The organism is Paenibacillus sp. J22R98 (genome assembly GCF_059383835.1).
The window spans coordinates 269,003-288,029 of record NZ_JBXENW010000008.1 but is presented as its reverse complement, the minus strand read 5'-3'; the positions used below and the strand labels follow the sequence as shown (position 1 = coordinate 288,029).

The 19,027-nt window shown below is 51.9% G+C and carries 12 protein-coding genes; 10 read left to right on the top strand and 2 right to left on the bottom strand.

Going from position 1 to position 19,027, the window contains the following annotated elements; all coding sequences use genetic code 11:
* The 10 genes from AC50Y3_RS22355 to AC50Y3_RS22310 all read left to right on the top strand — a co-directional run bounded on the left by AC50Y3_RS22355 (nucleotide 1) and on the right by AC50Y3_RS22310 (nucleotide 15,623).
* Complete coding sequence (locus tag AC50Y3_RS22355) at nucleotides 1-1,071, top strand: glycoside hydrolase family 43 protein (protein WP_494820932.1); 1,071 nt, start codon at nucleotides 1-3, stop codon at nucleotides 1,069-1,071.
* An 8-nt stretch (nucleotides 1,072-1,079) separates the two neighbouring features.
* Nucleotides 1,080-2,858, top strand: coding sequence for a glycoside hydrolase family 2 protein (locus AC50Y3_RS22350; RefSeq protein WP_494820931.1), 1,779 nt, complete (start codon nucleotides 1,080-1,082; stop codon nucleotides 2,856-2,858).
* Nucleotides 2,855-4,618: a glycoside hydrolase family 2 protein gene (locus tag AC50Y3_RS22345; RefSeq protein ID WP_494820930.1), complete on the top strand. Its 1,764-nt coding sequence runs from the start codon at nucleotides 2,855-2,857 to the stop codon at nucleotides 4,616-4,618. The genes AC50Y3_RS22350 and AC50Y3_RS22345 overlap by 4 nt, the downstream gene beginning before the upstream one ends.
* Before the next feature lie 11 nt (nucleotides 4,619-4,629).
* Nucleotides 4,630-6,036 (top strand): glycoside hydrolase family 32 protein, encoded by a 1,407-nt coding sequence (locus tag AC50Y3_RS22340; RefSeq protein WP_494820929.1) that lies wholly within the window; start codon nucleotides 4,630-4,632, stop codon nucleotides 6,034-6,036.
* Nucleotides 6,033-8,894 carry a GH32 C-terminal domain-containing protein gene (locus AC50Y3_RS22335; protein ID WP_494820928.1) on the top strand — a complete coding sequence of 954 codons (2,862 nt, stop codon included), beginning with the start codon at nucleotides 6,033-6,035 and terminating at the stop codon, nucleotides 8,892-8,894. The genes AC50Y3_RS22340 and AC50Y3_RS22335 overlap by 4 nt, the downstream gene beginning before the upstream one ends.
* A gap of 33 nt (nucleotides 8,895-8,927) precedes the next feature.
* Nucleotides 8,928-10,718 (top strand): sensor histidine kinase, encoded by a 1,791-nt coding sequence (locus AC50Y3_RS22330; protein ID WP_494820927.1) that lies wholly within the window; start codon nucleotides 8,928-8,930, stop codon nucleotides 10,716-10,718.
* On the top strand, nucleotides 10,715-12,304 hold the full coding sequence (locus AC50Y3_RS22325; protein WP_494820926.1) for a response regulator transcription factor: 1,590 nt from the start codon (nucleotides 10,715-10,717) through the stop codon (nucleotides 12,302-12,304). The genes AC50Y3_RS22330 and AC50Y3_RS22325 overlap by 4 nt, the downstream gene beginning before the upstream one ends.
* A gap of 149 nt (nucleotides 12,305-12,453) precedes the next feature.
* Nucleotides 12,454-13,848 (top strand): ABC transporter substrate-binding protein, encoded by a 1,395-nt coding sequence (locus AC50Y3_RS22320; RefSeq protein WP_494820925.1) that lies wholly within the window; start codon nucleotides 12,454-12,456, stop codon nucleotides 13,846-13,848.
* Between the two features lie 88 nt (nucleotides 13,849-13,936).
* Nucleotides 13,937-14,815: a carbohydrate ABC transporter permease gene (locus tag AC50Y3_RS22315; protein ID WP_494820924.1), complete on the top strand. Its 879-nt coding sequence runs from the start codon at nucleotides 13,937-13,939 to the stop codon at nucleotides 14,813-14,815.
* Between the two features lie 16 nt (nucleotides 14,816-14,831).
* On the top strand, nucleotides 14,832-15,623 hold the full coding sequence (locus AC50Y3_RS22310; RefSeq protein WP_494820923.1) for a carbohydrate ABC transporter permease: 792 nt from the start codon (nucleotides 14,832-14,834) through the stop codon (nucleotides 15,621-15,623).
* Nucleotides 15,624-16,104: 481 nt separating this feature from the next.
* On the opposite strand, the gene AC50Y3_RS22305 is transcribed toward AC50Y3_RS22310, so the two are convergent.
* Both AC50Y3_RS22305 and AC50Y3_RS22300 read right to left on the bottom strand, forming a co-directional pair.
* Nucleotides 16,105-18,501, bottom strand: coding sequence for a family 43 glycosylhydrolase (locus AC50Y3_RS22305; RefSeq protein WP_494820922.1), 2,397 nt, complete (start codon nucleotides 18,499-18,501; stop codon nucleotides 16,105-16,107).
* A gap of 297 nt (nucleotides 18,502-18,798) precedes the next feature.
* Nucleotides 18,799-19,020 carry an H-type small acid-soluble spore protein gene (locus tag AC50Y3_RS22300; RefSeq protein ID WP_494820921.1) on the bottom strand — a complete coding sequence of 74 codons (222 nt, stop codon included), beginning with the start codon at nucleotides 19,018-19,020 and terminating at the stop codon, nucleotides 18,799-18,801.
* Nucleotides 19,021-19,027: the final 7 nt, after the last annotated feature.

Below are 19,027 nucleotides of genomic sequence, written 5' to 3'. Positions count from 1 at the left end.
ATGCGAAGCAAACCGAGAATGACGGCCTTATTTCTTATCCTCATCATTCTGGCTGCAGCCGCTTGGTGGTTCTATCATCACAAGGAACAGCAGAATGGCAATACCGCGTACACCAATCCTGTCTTCGATCACGACGCACCTGATCCGACCGCGATGAAAGCGAAAGACGGCTATTATTATGCGATTTCGACCCAAAGTAACTATGACGGCAATGTCGTTACGTTCCCGATTCTACAATCTGCGGATCTCGTGCATTGGGAAAGGAAAGGAGCCGTATTCACGCCCGAGCAGCTCCCATCTTGGGCAACGCTCGATTATATGTGGGCTCCTCATCTGACCTTCTACAAGGGAAAATATTATGTGTACTACTCTACTAAAGTGAATGACGGCGATCCGTTAAAAGGAATGGGGATTGGCGTCGCGGTTGCGGATCACCCGCTAGGGCCTTACAAGGACAGTGGCAAGCCGGTCGTATGGGGGTCAAGGTTCGAGAAGATCGATCCTTTCGTCTTGGACGACGATGACGGGAAGCGGTACTTATATTGGGGATCGGATAAACAGCCCATTTACGTTCAGCAGCTGGCGGACGACGGATTAAGCGTGGTTGGGGAAGCAAAAGACGTTATCCAGCCGAATGTGCAGAGCCGCAAAATGTACGACATTTTGGTGGAAGGCCCGTGGGTCGTAAAACGCAGCGATTATTACTACATCTTCTTCTCCGGTGATTATTGCTGCGTGGATCCTAACGGCAAACCTCCCCATTATGCAGTAATGGCGGCTCGCTCGAAGTCCCCTACAGGCCCGTTCGAACCGAATAAGAACAATCCGATATTAGAGCTGAACGAGCACTTCGTCGCGCCGGGCCATAACGCCGTCATTCAGGATGACGCGGGGACGGACTGGATGCTCTACCATGCTTTTAAGAAAACAGATACGGCTTATAAGAGTCGTGTACTGATGCTAGACCGAATCGATTGGACAGACGGATGGCCGATTATTAACGACGGTCAAGGCCCGAGCTCCGGGTTGCAGAAGGACGGGCCATACACGATCAAACCTACTGGGAGGTAATTTACATCATGATTAAAGGAAATAACGTTAGACCTGAATATCCGCGTCCGAATCAAAAGCGCGAGCAATGGCTCAGCTTGAACGGCGAATGGGACTTTGCGTTCGACGATGAGAGAAAGGGCGAAAGCGACAAATGGTATGGGAATGCAGCGCCATTTTATCTCAAAATTCAAGTGCCGTTCGCTTATCAAAGCGCGCTTAGCGGGATCGGCGATGCAACCTTTCACGATGTTGTCTGGTACCGGAAAATGATCCATGTTCCGAGCGAGTGGAACGGACAGCGCATTATCCTTCATTTCGGCGCGGTCGACTACAAGGCGAAGGTTTGGGTGAACGGACAGCTGGCTGTCATTCATGAAGGCGGCCATACGCCATTCCGTCAGGATATTACCGATCTACTGAAAGATGGCGGCAATGTCATTACGGTAAGAGCGGAAGACGACAGCTTGGATTTAACGCAGCCAAGGGGCAAACAGTATTGGGAAGAGCAATCGGCCAGCATTTTCTATACGCGTACGACGGGGATTTGGCAAAGCGTGTGGCTGGAGCCCGTTCATTCTATACATATTGATAAATTGAAGTTCAAACCGGATATCGATCGGAACGAAATCGAGATTCGTGCATTTGTATCGGAAGCGGCTGCGCGGCAGGATGTTTGGCTGGAAGCGGCTATTAGCTTCGGCGGCAAGGTAGTAGCGGAAGAAAGATTCAAAGTGAATGGAAGAGAAGAGTCGAGAACGATTCGCCTTCACGATTTTAACGATCATGGATTGGGACGTTGGTGGTCGCCGGAGAAGCCGAATCTGTACGATGTTCATTGTCGCCTAAGCGTAGATGGCAATGTCGTGGATGAATGCGACAGCTACTTCGGCATGCGCAAAGTATCGATCGAGAACGGCAAGTTCAACTTGAACAATCGTCCGTACTTCATGCGTTTGGTGCTCGACCAAGGCTACTTCCCGGATGGTATTCTGACTCCTCCGTCTGAAGAGGCGATTGTGAAGGACATCGAACTGACCAAAGCAATGGGGTTCAATGGTGTGCGCAAGCATCAGAAGACGGAAGATCCGCTGTTCCTCTATCATTGCGACCGCAATGGCCTGCTCGTATGGGGAGAATGCGCGAACGCTTATCAATACTCGGAGACGTATGCCGGTCGATTTACTCGCGAGTGGCACGAGATTGTAGAGCGGGATTACAACCATCCTTGTATCGTGGCTTGGGTTCCGATTAACGAGAGCTGGGGCGTGCCGAACATTCAAATTGATATCAAGCAGCAGCAGCATGCGCTGGCGATGTACCATTTGGTCAAATCGCTGGATGAGACGAGGCCGGTTATCGGGAATGACGGATGGGAGATGCTCGAAACCGATCTCGTAGCCATCCATGATTACGAGTGGCGGGAAGAGGTACTGGCCGAGAGATACGCTTCGGTGAACCGTGCAATCGAAGCTATGCCCGCGAATCGCAGAATCTTCGTAGGCGATGCATCGTATAAGGGCCAGCCCATACTTGTAACGGAGTTCGGTGGCATTTCGTTCCGGAAAAGCGACTGGGAAGGCTGGGGATATTCGGGGGCGAGCGACGACGAGGATTTCCTCAAACGACTCAATGCCGTGTTTCGTCCGCTGCTGCTGTCCCCGGTCGTGCAAGGCGTTTGTTACACGCAATTAACGGATGTAGAGCAGGAAATTAACGGCTTGCTCACCTATGATCGCGTTCCTAAAGTTCCACTTGAAGCGATTCGTCGGATTGTGTGCGGATTGAGCCCGGGAGAAACGAAATGACGACGAAAATGTATATTCCGGGATACCCCAGGCCGCAATTCGTGCGCGAGCAATGGACTGATTTGAACGGGGAATGGCGCTTCGGCTTCGACGACGGAGATCGCGGCGAGGCGGAAGGTTGGCCGTGCAGCTTCGGCGGTGACCGAACGATTGTCGTTCCGTTCTCCTACGAGACGAAAGCGAGCGGTATCGGCGAAGAAGCTCACCATTCGAATGTCTGGTACAACCGTTCGTTCGATGTGCCTGCCTCTGAGGAAGGCAAGCGTATTTTGCTTCATTTTCAGGCCGTGGATTATACAGCGAAAGTATGGATTAACGGCGAGTACGTCGGTCGCCACGATGGAGGGTATACGGCGTTCTCGTTCGACATAACGCCATATGTAAAGCTCGGCGGTCCGAATGAGCTAACCGTGAAGGCTGAGGACAGCATGGACGCGACGCAGCCGCGGGGCAAGCAAAGATGGGTGTCCGAGAACTTCGAGTGTTTCTATGTGCAGACGACCGGCATTTGGCAGTCCGTATGGCTGGAATTCGTCTCTCCCGTTCACGTCGACTATGTCAAAATAACGGCGGACATCGATGCCCGTTCCATACGCTTCGAGTATCAGGTCAAAGGCGGAGCGCGCGCAGGCGGCGGGTATCGCATCGAGACGCTCGTCACGCTGAAGGGCCGTCAGGTCAAGCAAGCGAGCCTAACAATCGACCGGCCGTGGCTGCAGCTCGACGTTGACCTCGTCCACGAAATGAACGGTCCTTGGAAGCATTGCCACTGGGCGCCGGAGCATCCGAATTTGTACGATGTGGAGTTCGTGCTCTATCAAGGTGACGAAGTGGTCGATCGGGTGTACTCGTACTTCGGCATGCGTAAAATCTCGATCGAGAAAGGCAAAGTGCTGCTCAATAACGTGCCGATCTATCAGCGGCTCGTACTCGACCAAGGCTATTGGCCGGACAGTCATTTAACGCCTCCGTCGGAAGCGGCGCTCATCGAGGACATCGACAAGCTGCTCGAGATGGGCTATAACGGCGTCCGCAAGCATATGAAGGTTGAGGATGCGCGTTTCCTATACTGGTGCGATGTCAAAGGAGTGCTCGTCTGGTCGGAAATGGCGGCGACATTCGAATTCAACGACAACGCCATCCAGAAGTTTACGACAGAGTGGATGGAGGTCGTTCGGCAGCAATACAACCATCCGAGCATTATCACCTGGGTACCGTTTAACGAGTCGTGGGGTGTCATGAACATCTTGAACGACAGGCGGCAGCAGAAGCTGACGGAAGCGGTGTACCATCTGACCAAAGCGTTCGATCCGAACCGCCCTGTCATTGCGAACGACGGCTGGGAGCATACCGTATCGGATATTTTGACCTTGCACGACTACGTGGAGACGAAGGAGCAATTTCTGCAGCGTTATGCGAGCAAGGATGAAATCGTTCATAACGAAAAATCGTTCAATCAATGGAAGTACGCGTTCGCCAACGGCTACTCGTACACCGGGCAGCCGATTATCGTCAGCGAGTTTGGCGGTATCGCTTTACGCTCGGATAAAGGTTGGGGCTACGGCAACCAGGTTGAATCGAAGGACGCTTATTTGGACCGTTTCCGCGGCATACACGAAGCCATTAAGGCTACCGATTATATAGTTGGGTACTGCTACACCCAGATTACGGACGTGCAGCAGGAAGTGAACGGGCTGTTGACCGAGAATCGGGAGCCGAAGGTGCCGCTCGATAAATTACGTGAAATCAATTTGGCTTAGGAGCGATGTTCATGGACCGATATAGACCGAGATATCATTTTACGCCGCCGCACAACTGGATGAACGATCCGAACGGGCCTTTTCAATTAGGCGGGGAATACCATTTGTTCTATCAGCACAACCCTTCAGCCCCGGAATGGGGTACGATTCACTGGGGACACGCCAAGAGCGCCGACTTGGTGAACTGGACGCATTTGCCGGTCGCGCTTGCTCCGTCCAATGGGCTTGGCGAATCGCATTGCTACTCGGGCTGCTCGGTCGTCAACGGCGACGAGGTGAAATTGTTCTATACGAGCATCGGCGAAGGCGAACGGAATGCGACGAGCGGGGCGCAGCAGTGGACGGCTGGGGCTGGGGCGCAAGATTTGCTCACCTGGCGTAAGCCCGGTGATGCCAATCCAGCGTTGACCTCCGAATTACATGGGGAAACGCGCATTACGGAGTGGAGAGATCCTTACGTCTGGAAAGAGCAGGACGGATGGCGCATGCTGCTCGGCGGCATTGAAGGTGAGAAAGGCTGCGGCATGATCTACCGCTCCGACGATTTGGAGAATTGGAGCTACAACGGTATTTTCTATAAGGGCGAAGAATGGATCTGGGAATGTCCGCATTTGTTCCGTTTCGACGACGGTAAGGCTGTTTTATTCTATTCCCCGAGCGGTCCGGTTCGCTACGTCTCCGGAACGATCCGCGAGGACAGGCTGACGGATGTGATGAAGCATGGCACGGTGGATGGCGGTGGCTGGGAAGGGTATTACGCTTCGACCGGTTTCGTGGACGAGAAGGGCCGCCGCATTCTGCTGGGCTGGGCTCCGGAAGGGAGGGGAGACCACTTCCCGGAGAGCCTGGATTGGGCTGGGACGCTGGCACTGCCGCGCGTTGTCGACCTGAAGCCAAACGGCTCGCTTGCCATGACTCCGGTTCCTGAGCTGGAGCAGCTAAGAGATGAATGTCGTCGGAGCTTCGCGAAGCTGAGCATCGGGCAAGAGCCGATCCATGCAGGCGTTCGTTCGACGTCTTTCGAATGCGTGGTAGATGTGGATAGACGAACATTGGAAGACGGGCAATTAACCGTTTCCTTGTTTGCTTCGCCATGCGGCCGCGAGCGTACGGATGTGCGCCTCGAATTGGCAGCCAATACGGTTGTCATCGACCGATTGCAATCGAGCTTGTTCCCGAACGTGAATAAGAAGCCTGTTGAAGCATCGCTGCCTCCTTCAGACGGCGCTGAGACGCTGAGACTGCGCATCTTCGCGGATCAATCGATCGTCGAAGTATTCGCGGATGATGAAACTTGCCTGACGGCAAGGGTCTACCCTTCTTTGGCGGAAAGCAGCGGTATTGAGCTGCGTTCGAGCGGTGCTTCTGCCGTCTGCCAGGTGGAGATTTGGGAGATGAAGGCGGCGGAACTGAAATGACGACAAAGAACGCAGTCAAAGTTACGCAGCGTTATTTAAATATCCCGGTTCATAACGACGCTCCGCTGAGCGTCCTCACATTGCTTCAGGATGGAGTCGAAATCAAACGATTCCAATTGAAGCTGGCTTCGCATGACGTTCAATCGTGGTTTACATTAGATGCCAATGATTATAGAGGTTGTGTCTTGGAAGCTAAATCGGGAAACGAAGTGCTCCGCGCGGAGCACTTCGTTTTTCAAAGCGAGCAAGCGGCGGAAGAACTGCACTTATATGGGGAGAAGATGCGTCCCCAATACCATTTTACAACGAAGAAGGGCTGGATCGGCCAACCGCTCGACTTCTACCGGGAACAGGGCCAGTGGCATGTCCATTATGAACATCAATTATATGACAATAGCGAAGCCGGATTGTCGGGTCATGCGGTAAGCAAGGATCTCATCCATTGGCACGAGGCAGATGCGGACTATGATACGCTGCAAATGGAGAATAAGGGCAGCCAAACGCTGTCGCCACGCTTGGTGGAATTGCCGGTGAATGGCGAAGCGGCGCAAACGAAATGGCTTTATCTTCATGAGGACAATACGTATTCGATTGGCTCCTTGGAGGAGCGGCGTTTCGTAGCTGAGAGTGAGCCTGCTGCGTTGCGGCACGGGAACCATTCCGATGGGCTGATTTACAGGGCAGAGGATGGCCGCTGTATCTTAGTTGGTTTTAGCCGGGGATTGCGTTATCCGGAGATGCCGTTTAGCCAACAGATGCTTATCCCTACCGAGTTGAAACTGCAGCAGACGGAGCAAGGGGTAACCATTCAATCTCAGCCCGTCGAAGAATTGCAAAACCTAAGGATCTGGCAGAGAACATGGTCCGATATTGCATTGGATAAAGAGGGATCAAGCTTTGAAGAAAGCCTGCAATTCCGAATGGCTCCGGCGAATTGGCCGGATGTTCGCATTTTACCGCCTGAAAACAAGCCCGACGATATAACCGCCGATTCGCTGGATGTTGTGCTGGAGATCGAAACGGCGGCGGATTCCAAGCTGGAGATTGGGCTGTACGGGATTCGGATTTTATTAGATACTGGTATGAAAACAATGGAATGTCAGGGCATCGTTGCTCCGCTGGCGCAAGTGGAAGGACGGATGAAGCTGCGCTTGCTGCTCGATCGAGCTTCCTTGGAGCTATTCGCGTGCGATGGCGCGGTCGCGATGACTGTTGACGCAGTACCGAACTATACGGAGCGGACGATTCGGCTGTCGTGTCCGAACGGGAGCGCGATGGTGCATGCGGTGGCGGTGTATGGGCTTCGGGGCATTAGGCCAAGTCCGGAAGAAAGCCGTTTGATTCATGCAGCGGTTAAGGACAACACGGTAGTCTATCAATCGAATAGCTATACGGTTTATAGCAATCGGGTAGAGGACTCCGTGTATGGAGAGCCGCCGGCTTACGTGCCTGACCGCGATACGATCGTATCGCCTACCCGCGCAATCGAGGAGTTCGTCTGGCGCAAGAACTGGGCGAACGATATGAACCGCGTCATTGATCGCGGCAACGTCTGGCGTCCGAAACCGGAGATTTCAAGGCTGCCGGTAATCTTCACCGGCCATGCCACAATCGATGCGGCGTACCGTCTCGCAGCCGATATTTTCTACCGATGCGGCTCCGCCGAGTTTGCCCGGAAGGGCGAGGAAGGCATGTGGACTGCCGGGCAGTTTCAAGGACCTGGCGAAGGCTTCGGCGTGTGGGTGCGCGATACCGCGCATATCGCCATTCGATCGGGGAGCATTTTGGATCCGGAAGGTGCCAGGAAATCGCTGCTCTTTACGACGAAGGGCGGCTTAGACAACGGCGTTGACGGCATGGCAATGCCGATTGTGGGCATCTGGGATTATTATTTGGCAACGGGCGATCTAACGGTAATCAAAGAATCCTGGCAAGGTCTCAAAGAGCGGATTGCTAAACTCGATGGATTGTTCGACCCGGTTCGGGGCTTAATTCCGGCTGATCAATCGACCTCCAATGATGCTTTTCTAGAGCCGGAATGCGACGGATTCAGCCTTGCGACGGAGATTTATTTCATGGAGGCCTTCCGCGCGATGTCTCGCATGGGAACCTACATGGGGGAGTCCGAGAGCCAAGTCAGCGCATGGGCTGAGAGGGGAGAGCTTCTTCTTCGCAATATTCAAAGCCACTATTGGAACGAAGAAGCGGGCTTCTATACGAGCGGTCCGATCGGCAGCGAGAGCTACGAGAATGGATATTGGGAGTCCGCCGGACAAGAGATCGCAATGTGGCCAAGATACGGAGTAGCCAGCGAGGAGCAAAGGAGTTCCATGCTGAGTCGGCTGCCTGAAGTGGCGATGAATGAATTTGGCGTTAACGTATTCCCGTATCGCCCGGAAACGAACCATTTCTGCAATGCGGCATGGGTAGTCTGGACAAGCGGAATGGCGGCTGCAGCGGGACGTGAAGGCAGATTGGATCTGCTTACGACTTTCATCGCGCAGCAGGTACGAAATAGCGTGATGAACAAAACCTTCTATGAAGTCATCGATTATCAGACAGGCAAGGCATGGCGCTGGCCGGGTCAGCTCTGGCACGCAGCCGGCTTTATCTCTTATTTCCTCCTTGGCGTCCTGGGTATGGAATACGACGAACAAGGCGTCACTTTCGCGCCGGCCGTGCCTGAGATGCTGCGCGATCTGAGGCTGGAGAATCTTCGCTATCGGAAGGCCGTGTTCGATATCGCCGTGCATGGCTGGGGCACGACATTCGCGATGCATTGCGACGGACAAGCCATAAAGCAAATCCCCGCGGACATCACAGGCAAACATTATCTTGAATTTTGGGCGACTTCATAATCACAGGTCATTCGTTAAGGAGGACGGAATCGGATGAAGACTATCATGAACCAATTACTATTGCTATTTTCCGTTCGCCGTACGATTCAAGCCCAAATCTTCGTCTCGTTCTTGGTTCTATCCATGCTCACCTTATCCGGCGTCACCTGGATCTGGTATGCAAGTACGGCTGAGACGATCAAACGCAACGCGATTCAGGACGCTCGAAGCAACATTGTCCAGTCGCACAACAACTTAGAGATCGTCCTCAAAGATTTCGTCAGCATCATCACGCTTGTGTCGATCGATCGCACGAATGTGGTGGAAGTGCTAAATCGAAAGAAAGGGCTGACCCCTTATATCGATTTCCTGCTGCAGAAAAAACTGGAGGACTTCGTCGGCAGCTTGTACTCGTACAAGCCTTATATTTCAGCCGTTACCATTATCGGATTCAATGGAGAACAGTATAATTCGGGAAGTCCGTTTCGGTATATTTCGTATAAAGACAAGCCTTGGTTTCAGGAAATCGTGAAGGCCAATGGGAAGCCTGTCTTTCTAAGAATCGATCGCGACGACTATACGCCGAGCGGCATGACGCTCAAGCCGATGCTGGTGATCGGCCGGGCGATCAAATCCAATGACAAGACAATCGGCGTCGTACTCTTGTATGCCCCATACGATATTATTCGCAAAGTATACGATAACGGACCCCTATCCACGACAAGGTTTATTGTCATGGACAATCACAATCAAACGATGTTCGAATCGCGCGCCGGAGATAAACCTCCCGAATTCCAGGATGTTTTAGAGAAGGACGGGCAATTGTACGTCAAACAAAAATCCGCCTTCTCCGGATGGACCACGATCGGCGCCGTTTCAGTGGATTCCCTCATTCATGATACGGTCACGCTGCGCAACCGGATGTTCGGGGTCATCGGGCTGACACTTGTAGCTGTGCTGCTCGTGTCCATCATCATTTCGCGGCGTATTACGAATAATCTACGGCGCTTGCGCGATCGGATGTTCAAGATTGACGAGGGGAACCTCAACTACGTAACCCCGCTGCAGTCCAAGGATGAGGTCGGCCATTTGAGCCAAGCTTTCAGCCAGCAGATGAGTCAAATCCACAGCTTGCTGGAGGAAGTCAAACGGCGGGAGCAGCAGAAGCGCAAGGCCGAGATTAAAGCGCTTCAGGCGCAGATCGACCCGCATTTTCTGTACAACACGCTCAACACCATTCAATTCTTGGCACAGCTGCAGCAGGTTCCGAATATCAAAGAGGTTACCACTTCCTTGATCGAGCTGCTGCGAGACATTACGAAGAACGACAGCGAGTTTACGACCTTGCAGGATGAAATCACCAATTTGCAAAGGTATGTGAACATTCAAAGCTACCGCTTGGTCCAACCGGTTAACGTTCATTATGAAGTCGAAGAGGAAGCGAAGCATTGCCTTATTCCAAGGATGCTTATCCAGCCGCTTTTAGAAAATGCACTCATTCATGGGGTAGAGCCTACCAAGCGCAAAGGGATCGTCAGTATTAAGATTCAAGCTTCGGAGAATCAGCTCACGATCGTTGTAACGGATAATGGGGCAGGCATAGCTGAGGATAAATTGGCTCGTCTGGGCAGCTTGCTGCAGGAGCCGCTCCTTCCACCAGATCAAGGCGCCAGCGAAACTTCGAAGAACCGATTCTCCGGTTTAGGTGTCATTAATGTAGCCCAACGGATCCGTCTGCTCTACGGAAACGAATACAGTTTGAAGCTGTATAGCCAGCAGGGACTCTTCACGACGGTGGAAATGACGTTACCCATACTGCTGAACAATAGGGAGGATGCCTCATGATTCAGGTGCTGCTGGTCGAAGACGAATTGATTGCTCGTACGCATATCCGTTCGCTTGCGGTTTGGGAAGGACACGGTTACCAGCTATGCGGAGAAGCTACGAACGGGGAGGCCGCGATCCGGATGATTGGCGAGCTGGAACCGGATGTGATTCTTTCGGACGTTGCGATGCCGTTAATGGATGGGGTCGCCCTATCCAACTATTTAGTAGAACAGAAGCTTGGCATTCCGATTATTATGCTCAGCAGTTACGACAGCTACGATTATGTGCGTATGACGTTGAACAACGGAGCCGTCGATTACCTGCTTAAGCACAGACTGGACGAAGCCTCCTTGCTGAGCGTGCTGGAGAAGGCGAAGGCTGAAAGGCTGCAAGAACAGAGAATGATCGGCGGCGAGAGCCTGAAGTCCAACGGAACGATTGATCTGCAAACCAAGCAAACTATCGTAAAAGATTTGGCGCTGGGTCACGTGAACGGCACGAAGCAAATGGAGGTCAATGTCCACTTGAACGAGGCAGGCTTCGGTACTCGAAACTTGGTCGTTGGCGCCATGTCGATCGTCCATTACCACATGATGGATTGGCGGCAGCAGGATAAGGATCGCAATATGTTCATCCGTTCAGTGCTTGAATTATGCCAGAGCCAGACGGAAGGCATCGTTACCCACATCGGCGAGGATCAGTTCGCCTTGCTGTTCAGCTTCGAACGCATTCGTAGTGAATCACAGATCGCTTCGCTGCTTCAAGAGGAGAAAGAGAAGCTCAGAGGCATGTTCTCCAAGTTCATGAACGTTCAGATGAAGATCGAATTCAGCCGGTGCGGGCTTCGGTTAATGGAAGTGCAGGATGGTTACCGGCAGGCTTTAGACAAGCTGCACTCGATGAACGATACCGAATTGGGCCAGGAGCCTCAATCGCCGGCAGCCGGTCTCAGCATCAAGATGGAGAAGCTGCTTCTTGGAGCATTCGATCAGAAGGACGAGTTCGATTTGGTCACATTAATCGATCGAGTCTTCTCGGAGCTTGCAGAACAAGGCGCATCTCATGAATCCGTTCGGCTAACACTTGTCGAGATGGTGCAGCTTGCGGCCAAAGTGGGGCAGAAGCATGGCGTAGCTGCTCAGACGCTTGAGCGGCTGACCGCGTCGATGCAGACAGGCTTGCGTGATGCCGCCGGACCTTTGGGACTGAAGGACAAAATCATCTGTATGTATAGCGAGCTTGTTGCGACGCTGCGCAACCGGGAGCAGTCCACCTACAGCGGCTACGTGGGCAAGGCCGTGCGCTTTATCGATTCACGATTCCGGGACAACATCTCCCTGCAGCTTACCGCGGAACATGTCGGCATCAATACTTCCTATCTGAGTCATCTGTTTAAGAAGGAAACGGGCATGTCGTTCGTGGAATTCTTGAACCGCAAGCGGATTTTCCGCGCGCAGCAGCTGCTGGAAGAAGGCGTGTCGGTCAAAGCGATCTACGAGCAGGTGGGGTTCAATACGTATAATTATTTCTTCAAAGTGTTCAAAGATATTACGGGAACGACCCCGCTTGATTACGAGAAGAGGTCCGCTGAACAGAGCGGATAAGGAGCCCTGCGGACCGCGGTAAGCCCTTTCAAAGATATTGGAGTTTGATTCAAAAATATTGAAATTTGCAGCTGTGATATGGGTGATACAATCAATTTGTAAGGGTTTTCAAAACTTCAAATTGCACTCATAATCGGGGAGGTACACAGATGAAAAAGACAAAGGTTACCGCTACGCTGCTCTCGATGACAATGGTCGGCGCTATGCTTGCCGGCTGTGGCAGCAACAACAATGAAGGTGCTGCTTCGAACACAAACGAAAGTGCTGCCAGCACAAACAATGCAAACAGCACAAACACTTCGAGCGAGCCGACAGAAAAAACGAAAATCACGTTTTGGAAATGGATTCCGACAGAAGGCCAGATGCCTGAACTGGAAGCAGCATTCGAGAAAGAAAACCCGGACATCGACTTGGAGGTTACGCATGTCGGCGAATCTGGCGCTTATTTCCAGAAGCTGTCCGCCGGCCTTGCAGGCGGCGAAGGTCCGGACGTCATCGCCATGCAAGTCGGTGCCAACGCCAATCAGTATAAAGAGTTTCTTGAACCGCTGGCACCTTACGCCGAACAAGAGTGGGGCGCCGATTGGAAGAGTAATTTCCTAGATGTCGCGCTGGAGCAGGCGGCTTACTCCGGCGACGATTATCGCGTATTGCCGGGCGGTATGACGGCAACTCCGGTCATCATGTATAACGCTACGATGTTCCAGAAGCACGGTCTGCAAGTTCCAAAAACACTGGACGAGCTGAACAATGTCATTAAGGTGTTGAAAGATAAAGAGCCGGGTAACATTGCCGGAGTCGGCATCGGCGCTAAAGACGGTTGGACGGATCGCGACGTATTCATGGGAATCGTGAATGAAATTGCGCCGGGCAAAGTTTACGAAGCGCAAGAAGGCAAGCTTGCTTGGACCGATCCGGGCATCGTAGAGGCGTTCAAAGTGTGGGGCGACCTGTTCAAGAATGGCGTATTCTCCGAGGGATCCATGGGGCAGTCCCCATATCCAAACGTTAACGATAATTTCTCCAAAGGCAAGCTTGGCATGTTCTCCATCGGTACTTGGCATTTGAGCGGTTTGACGAAGGTTGCTCATGACCAAATGGTGAAAGACGGCGTCATTACGGAAGATACACACTGGGGTATGTTCCCGTTCCCTCCACTTTCGGGCGGCGAACAGAACATGGTAGCTACAGTCGACATCGCTTGGGGCATGAACGCGGAATCCAAACACAAAGATGCGGTGTGGAAGTTCATTAAGTTCATGTCTGCAGGAGAAGGCCAGAAACTGTGGACAAACACGCTGCAAGTGCTTCCTTCGCAGAAAGGCGTAGAAGTAACTGCCGAGATGGCGGGCGATACGGAGAAGGAGTCACTGAAAACCGTTTCCGAGTACATGTCCAACCACATCAGCGGAGCACGTGAATTGAAATATCCTGAGCTTCAGAACGGCCTCTTCGATGCCCTGCAAGCAGTGGCGCTGGGCGGCAAGACACCGGAGAAAGCGGCTGAAGACTTGGAAGCGATATCCAAAACCGTACAACGCTAATACGAGAATAATGGAAAAAGGGGAGGGTGCCTCCTCTTTTTTCATAAATAAGTCAAGCGTGGGCAGCAGGAGGTAGGAGGAGGTTACCATGATTTCAAAGAGAAAATACGATTATGACGCGTACCTGTATTTGATCCCGGCCGTACTGTTCATCGGCGTGTTTATTTATTACGGTGCCTATTTCAACATCTATCACAGCTTCTTTAAATGGAACGGCATATCGAAGAATATGACGTTCATCGGCTTCGACAACTATGTCACGCTGATGAAGGATCCGAAATTTATGAAAGCGGTGACCAATACACTCACGTACATGGTCATCACGGTAGTTGTGCAAGCGGTTATCGGTTTGTTCGTCGCTGTTGTGAATGATTCGTTATTCTTCGGCAAGCGGCTATTTAAATCACTATTCTTCCTGCCAAACATTATGAGCCTTGTCGTTGTGGCGCTCATCTTCACCGAGCTATACAGCTTCAATACAGGTGCGGTTAATCAAGCGCTTAGAGCCATTGGATTGGACAACCTTGTTCGGGATTGGACCGGCGATCCTAAATTAGCTTTGTACGCCGTTATGATCACGAACATTTTCACTTATATGGGCTTCAGTATGATTATCTATTTCACGGCGATTACCCAATTCAATCAGGAAGTCATCGAATCGGCCAAAATTGACGGTGCCGGCTTTATGCAATTGTTCACGCGTATGATCTTTCCGATGTTGAAGAGCACTCATTCCTTGCTGCTCATCCTGGGCATTATCGGTTCGCTCAAGACATTCGACCTCGTCTGGCTGATTACCGGAGGCGGACCGGCTCGCTCCAGCGAAGTGGTGTCGTCTTACTTGTACCGCAGCTACGTTCTCGAATATAAGGGCGGCTACAGCGCGGCGATCTCGAACCTGATCATGATCATAGCCCTTATACTGACTTGGGTTCAAAGCCAAATTCAGAAGAGATGGGATGTTTAAGAGGGGGAGCTCTACGATGATATTCGATAGAAAAGATCTATTAGGCCGAACGGTTGTACAATTTGTCATTGTCATTATGGGTATTCTCTGGCTCTACCCGCTCGTTCGGATGGTGTTGAAGTCGTTCGAGGGTGGCTTCGTCAACAACTATTCGGCGGTGTTTCTGGATGCAGGCGTGTATCGCTATTTCTGGAACAGCATCGTTGTGGCAGCAATGGACATTGCGCTTACAATTACTTGCGTAACGCTTGCAGCGTACGCGTTCTCGCGTTTGCGCTTCCCGCTGCAAATTCCGCTTTTCCTGATCCTTATCGTCGGCATGATGATTCCTGGCGCGGGATTTATTATTCCTTGGTTTCTGACGATCAAGAAGCTTGGCCTGGTCGATAACCCGCTTAGCCTTGTCGGACCTCATGTCGCTGGGGGAATCCCTTTCGGCCTCATGCTGATTCGCTCCTTCTTTGATGGAATTCCGAAGGAAATCAACGAAGCGGCGACGATCGACGGAGCCAGTAAGCACACGATATTCCGGAGCATTTATTTGCCTCTGGGCATGCCGGCGATAGCGACCGTTACGATCTACACGTTCCTTGGTTCATGGAACGACTATTTGCTGCCATTGATCTTCCTGCAGGACCCGGCCTCGATGACGGTGACGCTGCTGCCGCAGAAATTCGTCGTGTTCGCAGGTTCGAACTATGGCAAAATATCCGCCGCACTGATGGCGATCAGTATCCCGATTTTCCTCGTCTATTTCTTCTGCCAGCGCTTCCTGGAGAAGGGGCTTACCGCAGGCAGCGTCAAGTAGGTTGCTAGAGAATTGAAGGAGCCGCAAGAAGACATTCTTCTTGCGGCTCTTATATATATTCCGAGATTTGCTCTCACTCTGCCCAAGTGTTGCTCTAGGAGCAGCTCATACACGAAATTTGCCTTTACTCTATCAAAGAGTCGCTCTCAGAGCTACACATTCTCCAAAATGGACCCCACTATGCCCAAGTGTTGCTCTAGGAGCAACTCATACACGAAATTTGTACGTGCTTAATCAAAGAGTAGCTCTCAGAGCTACTTTTTCTCCTTTATGGGCCTGGCCTCACTTTGCTCAAGAGTTGCTCTGGGAGCAACTCATACACGAAATTTGCCTTTACTCTATCAAAGAGTCGCTCTCAGAGCTACACATTCTCCAAAATGGCCCCGCCATGCTAAAGTGTTACTCTAGGTGCAGCTCATCCTCCAAATTTGGTGGTAATTAGTCAAAGAAGGAGGCGGGTCGCCTCCTTCTTCTTGATATATTATGCTCTGGATTCCGCATAGAAGTTATCGAAAGCTGCTGCAGGTCCAGATACGCGAGCACCGAGGCTGCCTGACGTGAAGGAGGCGTCGGTTACATCGATTTTGGGTGTGGCCATATCGTTGACATAGACGCGAATTCTTGTGCCTTCGGCGATGACTTTCAGATGATAGGTCGTTCCGGTCGTGATCGTCATGCTGGTTCCGGTAATGTAGGTCCAATTGTTGTTGAACTTGCCGAGTATGACCGAGCCGCTCGTATTAATCGCTGCGTAGTAGCCTTTCAAGCTGTCGGCTCCGGTTGCTGGATCGGATACGCGGAAGAGCAGGCCGGCATCGCCTCCCCCGGAAGTAATGCGTACATCGCCTTCGTACAAGACGTTGCTAAACGTCGAAGAGGTGAAGACCGATTTATAACCGCTGCCGGCGTTGACGGTATAGGCTCCGCTGCTAATTCCCCAGCCCCCTCCATAGGTCGCCCAGCCGTCAGGGTTGCCGTCGCTGAAGCTGTCGGCGAACACCGGCGTTGCAACGAGGTTGTCGAACGACACGGCCGAGTTGAATGTGCGCAGTCCGATTCCGCCCGATGCGTAGGAGCTGTCGGTAAAGGTGACGACCGGCGTATCCATATTGGTGACGTAAATCTTGATGCTTGTCCCGCTCGCGACAACCTTCATATGGTAAGTTGTTCCCGGTGTAACGGTGAAGGAGGCGCTGGTTAAATACGTCCAGCTGTTGTTGAATTTGCCAAGCACGACCGTGTTGTTCGTATTAAGCGCCGCATAATAACCTTTAAGCGAGTCGCCGCCTACCGCTGGTTCCGATACCCGGAAGAGCAGCCCGGCATCGCTGCCGCTCGCGATCTTCACGTCGCCCTCATAGACGAAGTCGGACAAGTTGGTGCCATTCGCAACTGCTTTATATCCAGCGCCTGAATTAACGCCGTAAGCGCCGCTGCTTACACTCCATGTGCCATCGTAAGTCGTCCAGCCATTGGCATTGCCATCATTGAAATTATCGTTGTAGGATACGCCAACCCACTCCAGCTCGATGCTGTCGATCTCTGCGTAATTATCTCCTTTTGTAAATTTAATCGTGTTCTGATACCCTTTCTTCAGCTGTGTCTCGAATACGCTGTCGCCGTAAGTCTCCCAGCCGATGTTGCTGTAACTGATGGGAAAAGCTGTGCTTCCGTTAACCGATACATTGTGCGTTGAAGCTGCACCGGAGCCATTCGTGTATCTCACATGAATTTTGTAGTGGCCCGTTGCCGGCGCATTGATATCCTTGAACAGCACATAGCTGTCGCTGTAATCGATATATCCGATGACTGCTCCGTGGGAAGCGCCTGCCTTAGGGTTGATCAGCGCATTATTTAAGGTTGCATGTTCGGCTTCAATTCGGAACTCTTCGGCAGGTACCGAGACCGGTGATGTTGGTGATGCCGGTACTCCCAAATTTGGCGTGCCATTCGCATTCCACGTAAATTGCTGTACACGAGTGGGCCGCGGGCCGCAGCCTTGACCTGTGCCTGTATTGGCATGATAAACGAGCCAATCTTGCGTGCCATCCTTCGATTTCGTAAAACTATTGTGGCCGGTTCCGTACACATTGTTCGCCGGGGAGGATTGAAACACAGGCCCGGTTGATTTTGTCCAGGAAGAGGTACTTAACAGGTTAGCGGTATCGGATGCGGTTAGCATGCCAAGCCGATAATCGTCCGACCAGCAGGGGAAAGTAGAGTAGGAGATAAAGATTTTGCCATTGCGCTTAATCACTTCCGGTCCTTCGACCAGATCGCTCTCCCAGCTTTGATCGCGCGTTGCGATTTTGGTCAGCGAGGTGGAGAGGGTCCAAGGGTTGCTCATAGCGGCAATGTAGATGCTGGACCAGTTGGAATCATAGCCGGCATAGAGGAAATAGAGTGTCCCGCCATTCTCGAATACACTGCCATCTAATCCCGAGCCGGAACCCGCGACTTTCCCTTTGCTCGTCCATGAACCGGTGAAAGGGTCGGCCGATGTGTTTTCTACAACGTACACGCCTCGGCAGGAATCGCCGCAGCCGGTATTTGCGGTGTAGTAGATATACCATTTGCCTCCGATATAGTGAATCTCGGGTGCCCAGATATCGATCGTGCCGCTTGGCGGCGTCCATACGACTTTCTGCTCGCCGCTATCGATGCCGGTCATGGTTCGGGATCGCCAAATGGTCAAATTGTCCCCGGTCGTCCGTGTGAAATAATAGTAGCCGTCGTTGTCATGATAGTACATCCACGGGTCTGCCCCGATGCTGTTAACGGGATTGTTGAAATCAGTTGTGGGGGAGGCTGCAACGCTGGCCACAGCGAGCGACAAAGCCATCCAAACAGCAAATAATAGAGTCATTGTTTTTCTCAAACCAATTCTTCCTCTCGTGTGAGTATAGGATAGATATTTGAAAGCGGTTACATAAACTTCTGCAAAGCCGATCAAAGAAAAGAAAGAGAGAGGTCTAACCTGCATGAACGTTGTGATTTCGCTACTGTTAGCGCTTGACAGTAACGATAATCATTCACGTTAATGTAAATCTATCATCCGATTTTAAGAGGATCAACTCCGTAATTTTTGAAAACGACTCCTTTTATATTCGGCAGCACGCAAAAGAAGGCCATACTCATGAACCCATGAGGATGGCCTTCCTTACATGACGAACGATCAATCTGGACAATGCATCTGAATGCTGTCGGATTGGAATGGAGAGCTCTCCGTTAAGCTGTTCAGCGACACTGTCTCTTCGTTATCCGGTTGATTAAGCGGATAAATCCGCGCGGTGTTATTGTCGGTGTCGACATGCTGAATATAAATTGGAACTCCGTTGCACGTCACCTCGACCATGGTAGAGGATTCGGCGATTTCTTGTGCGCGCTGCGCGTTCATACGGTGC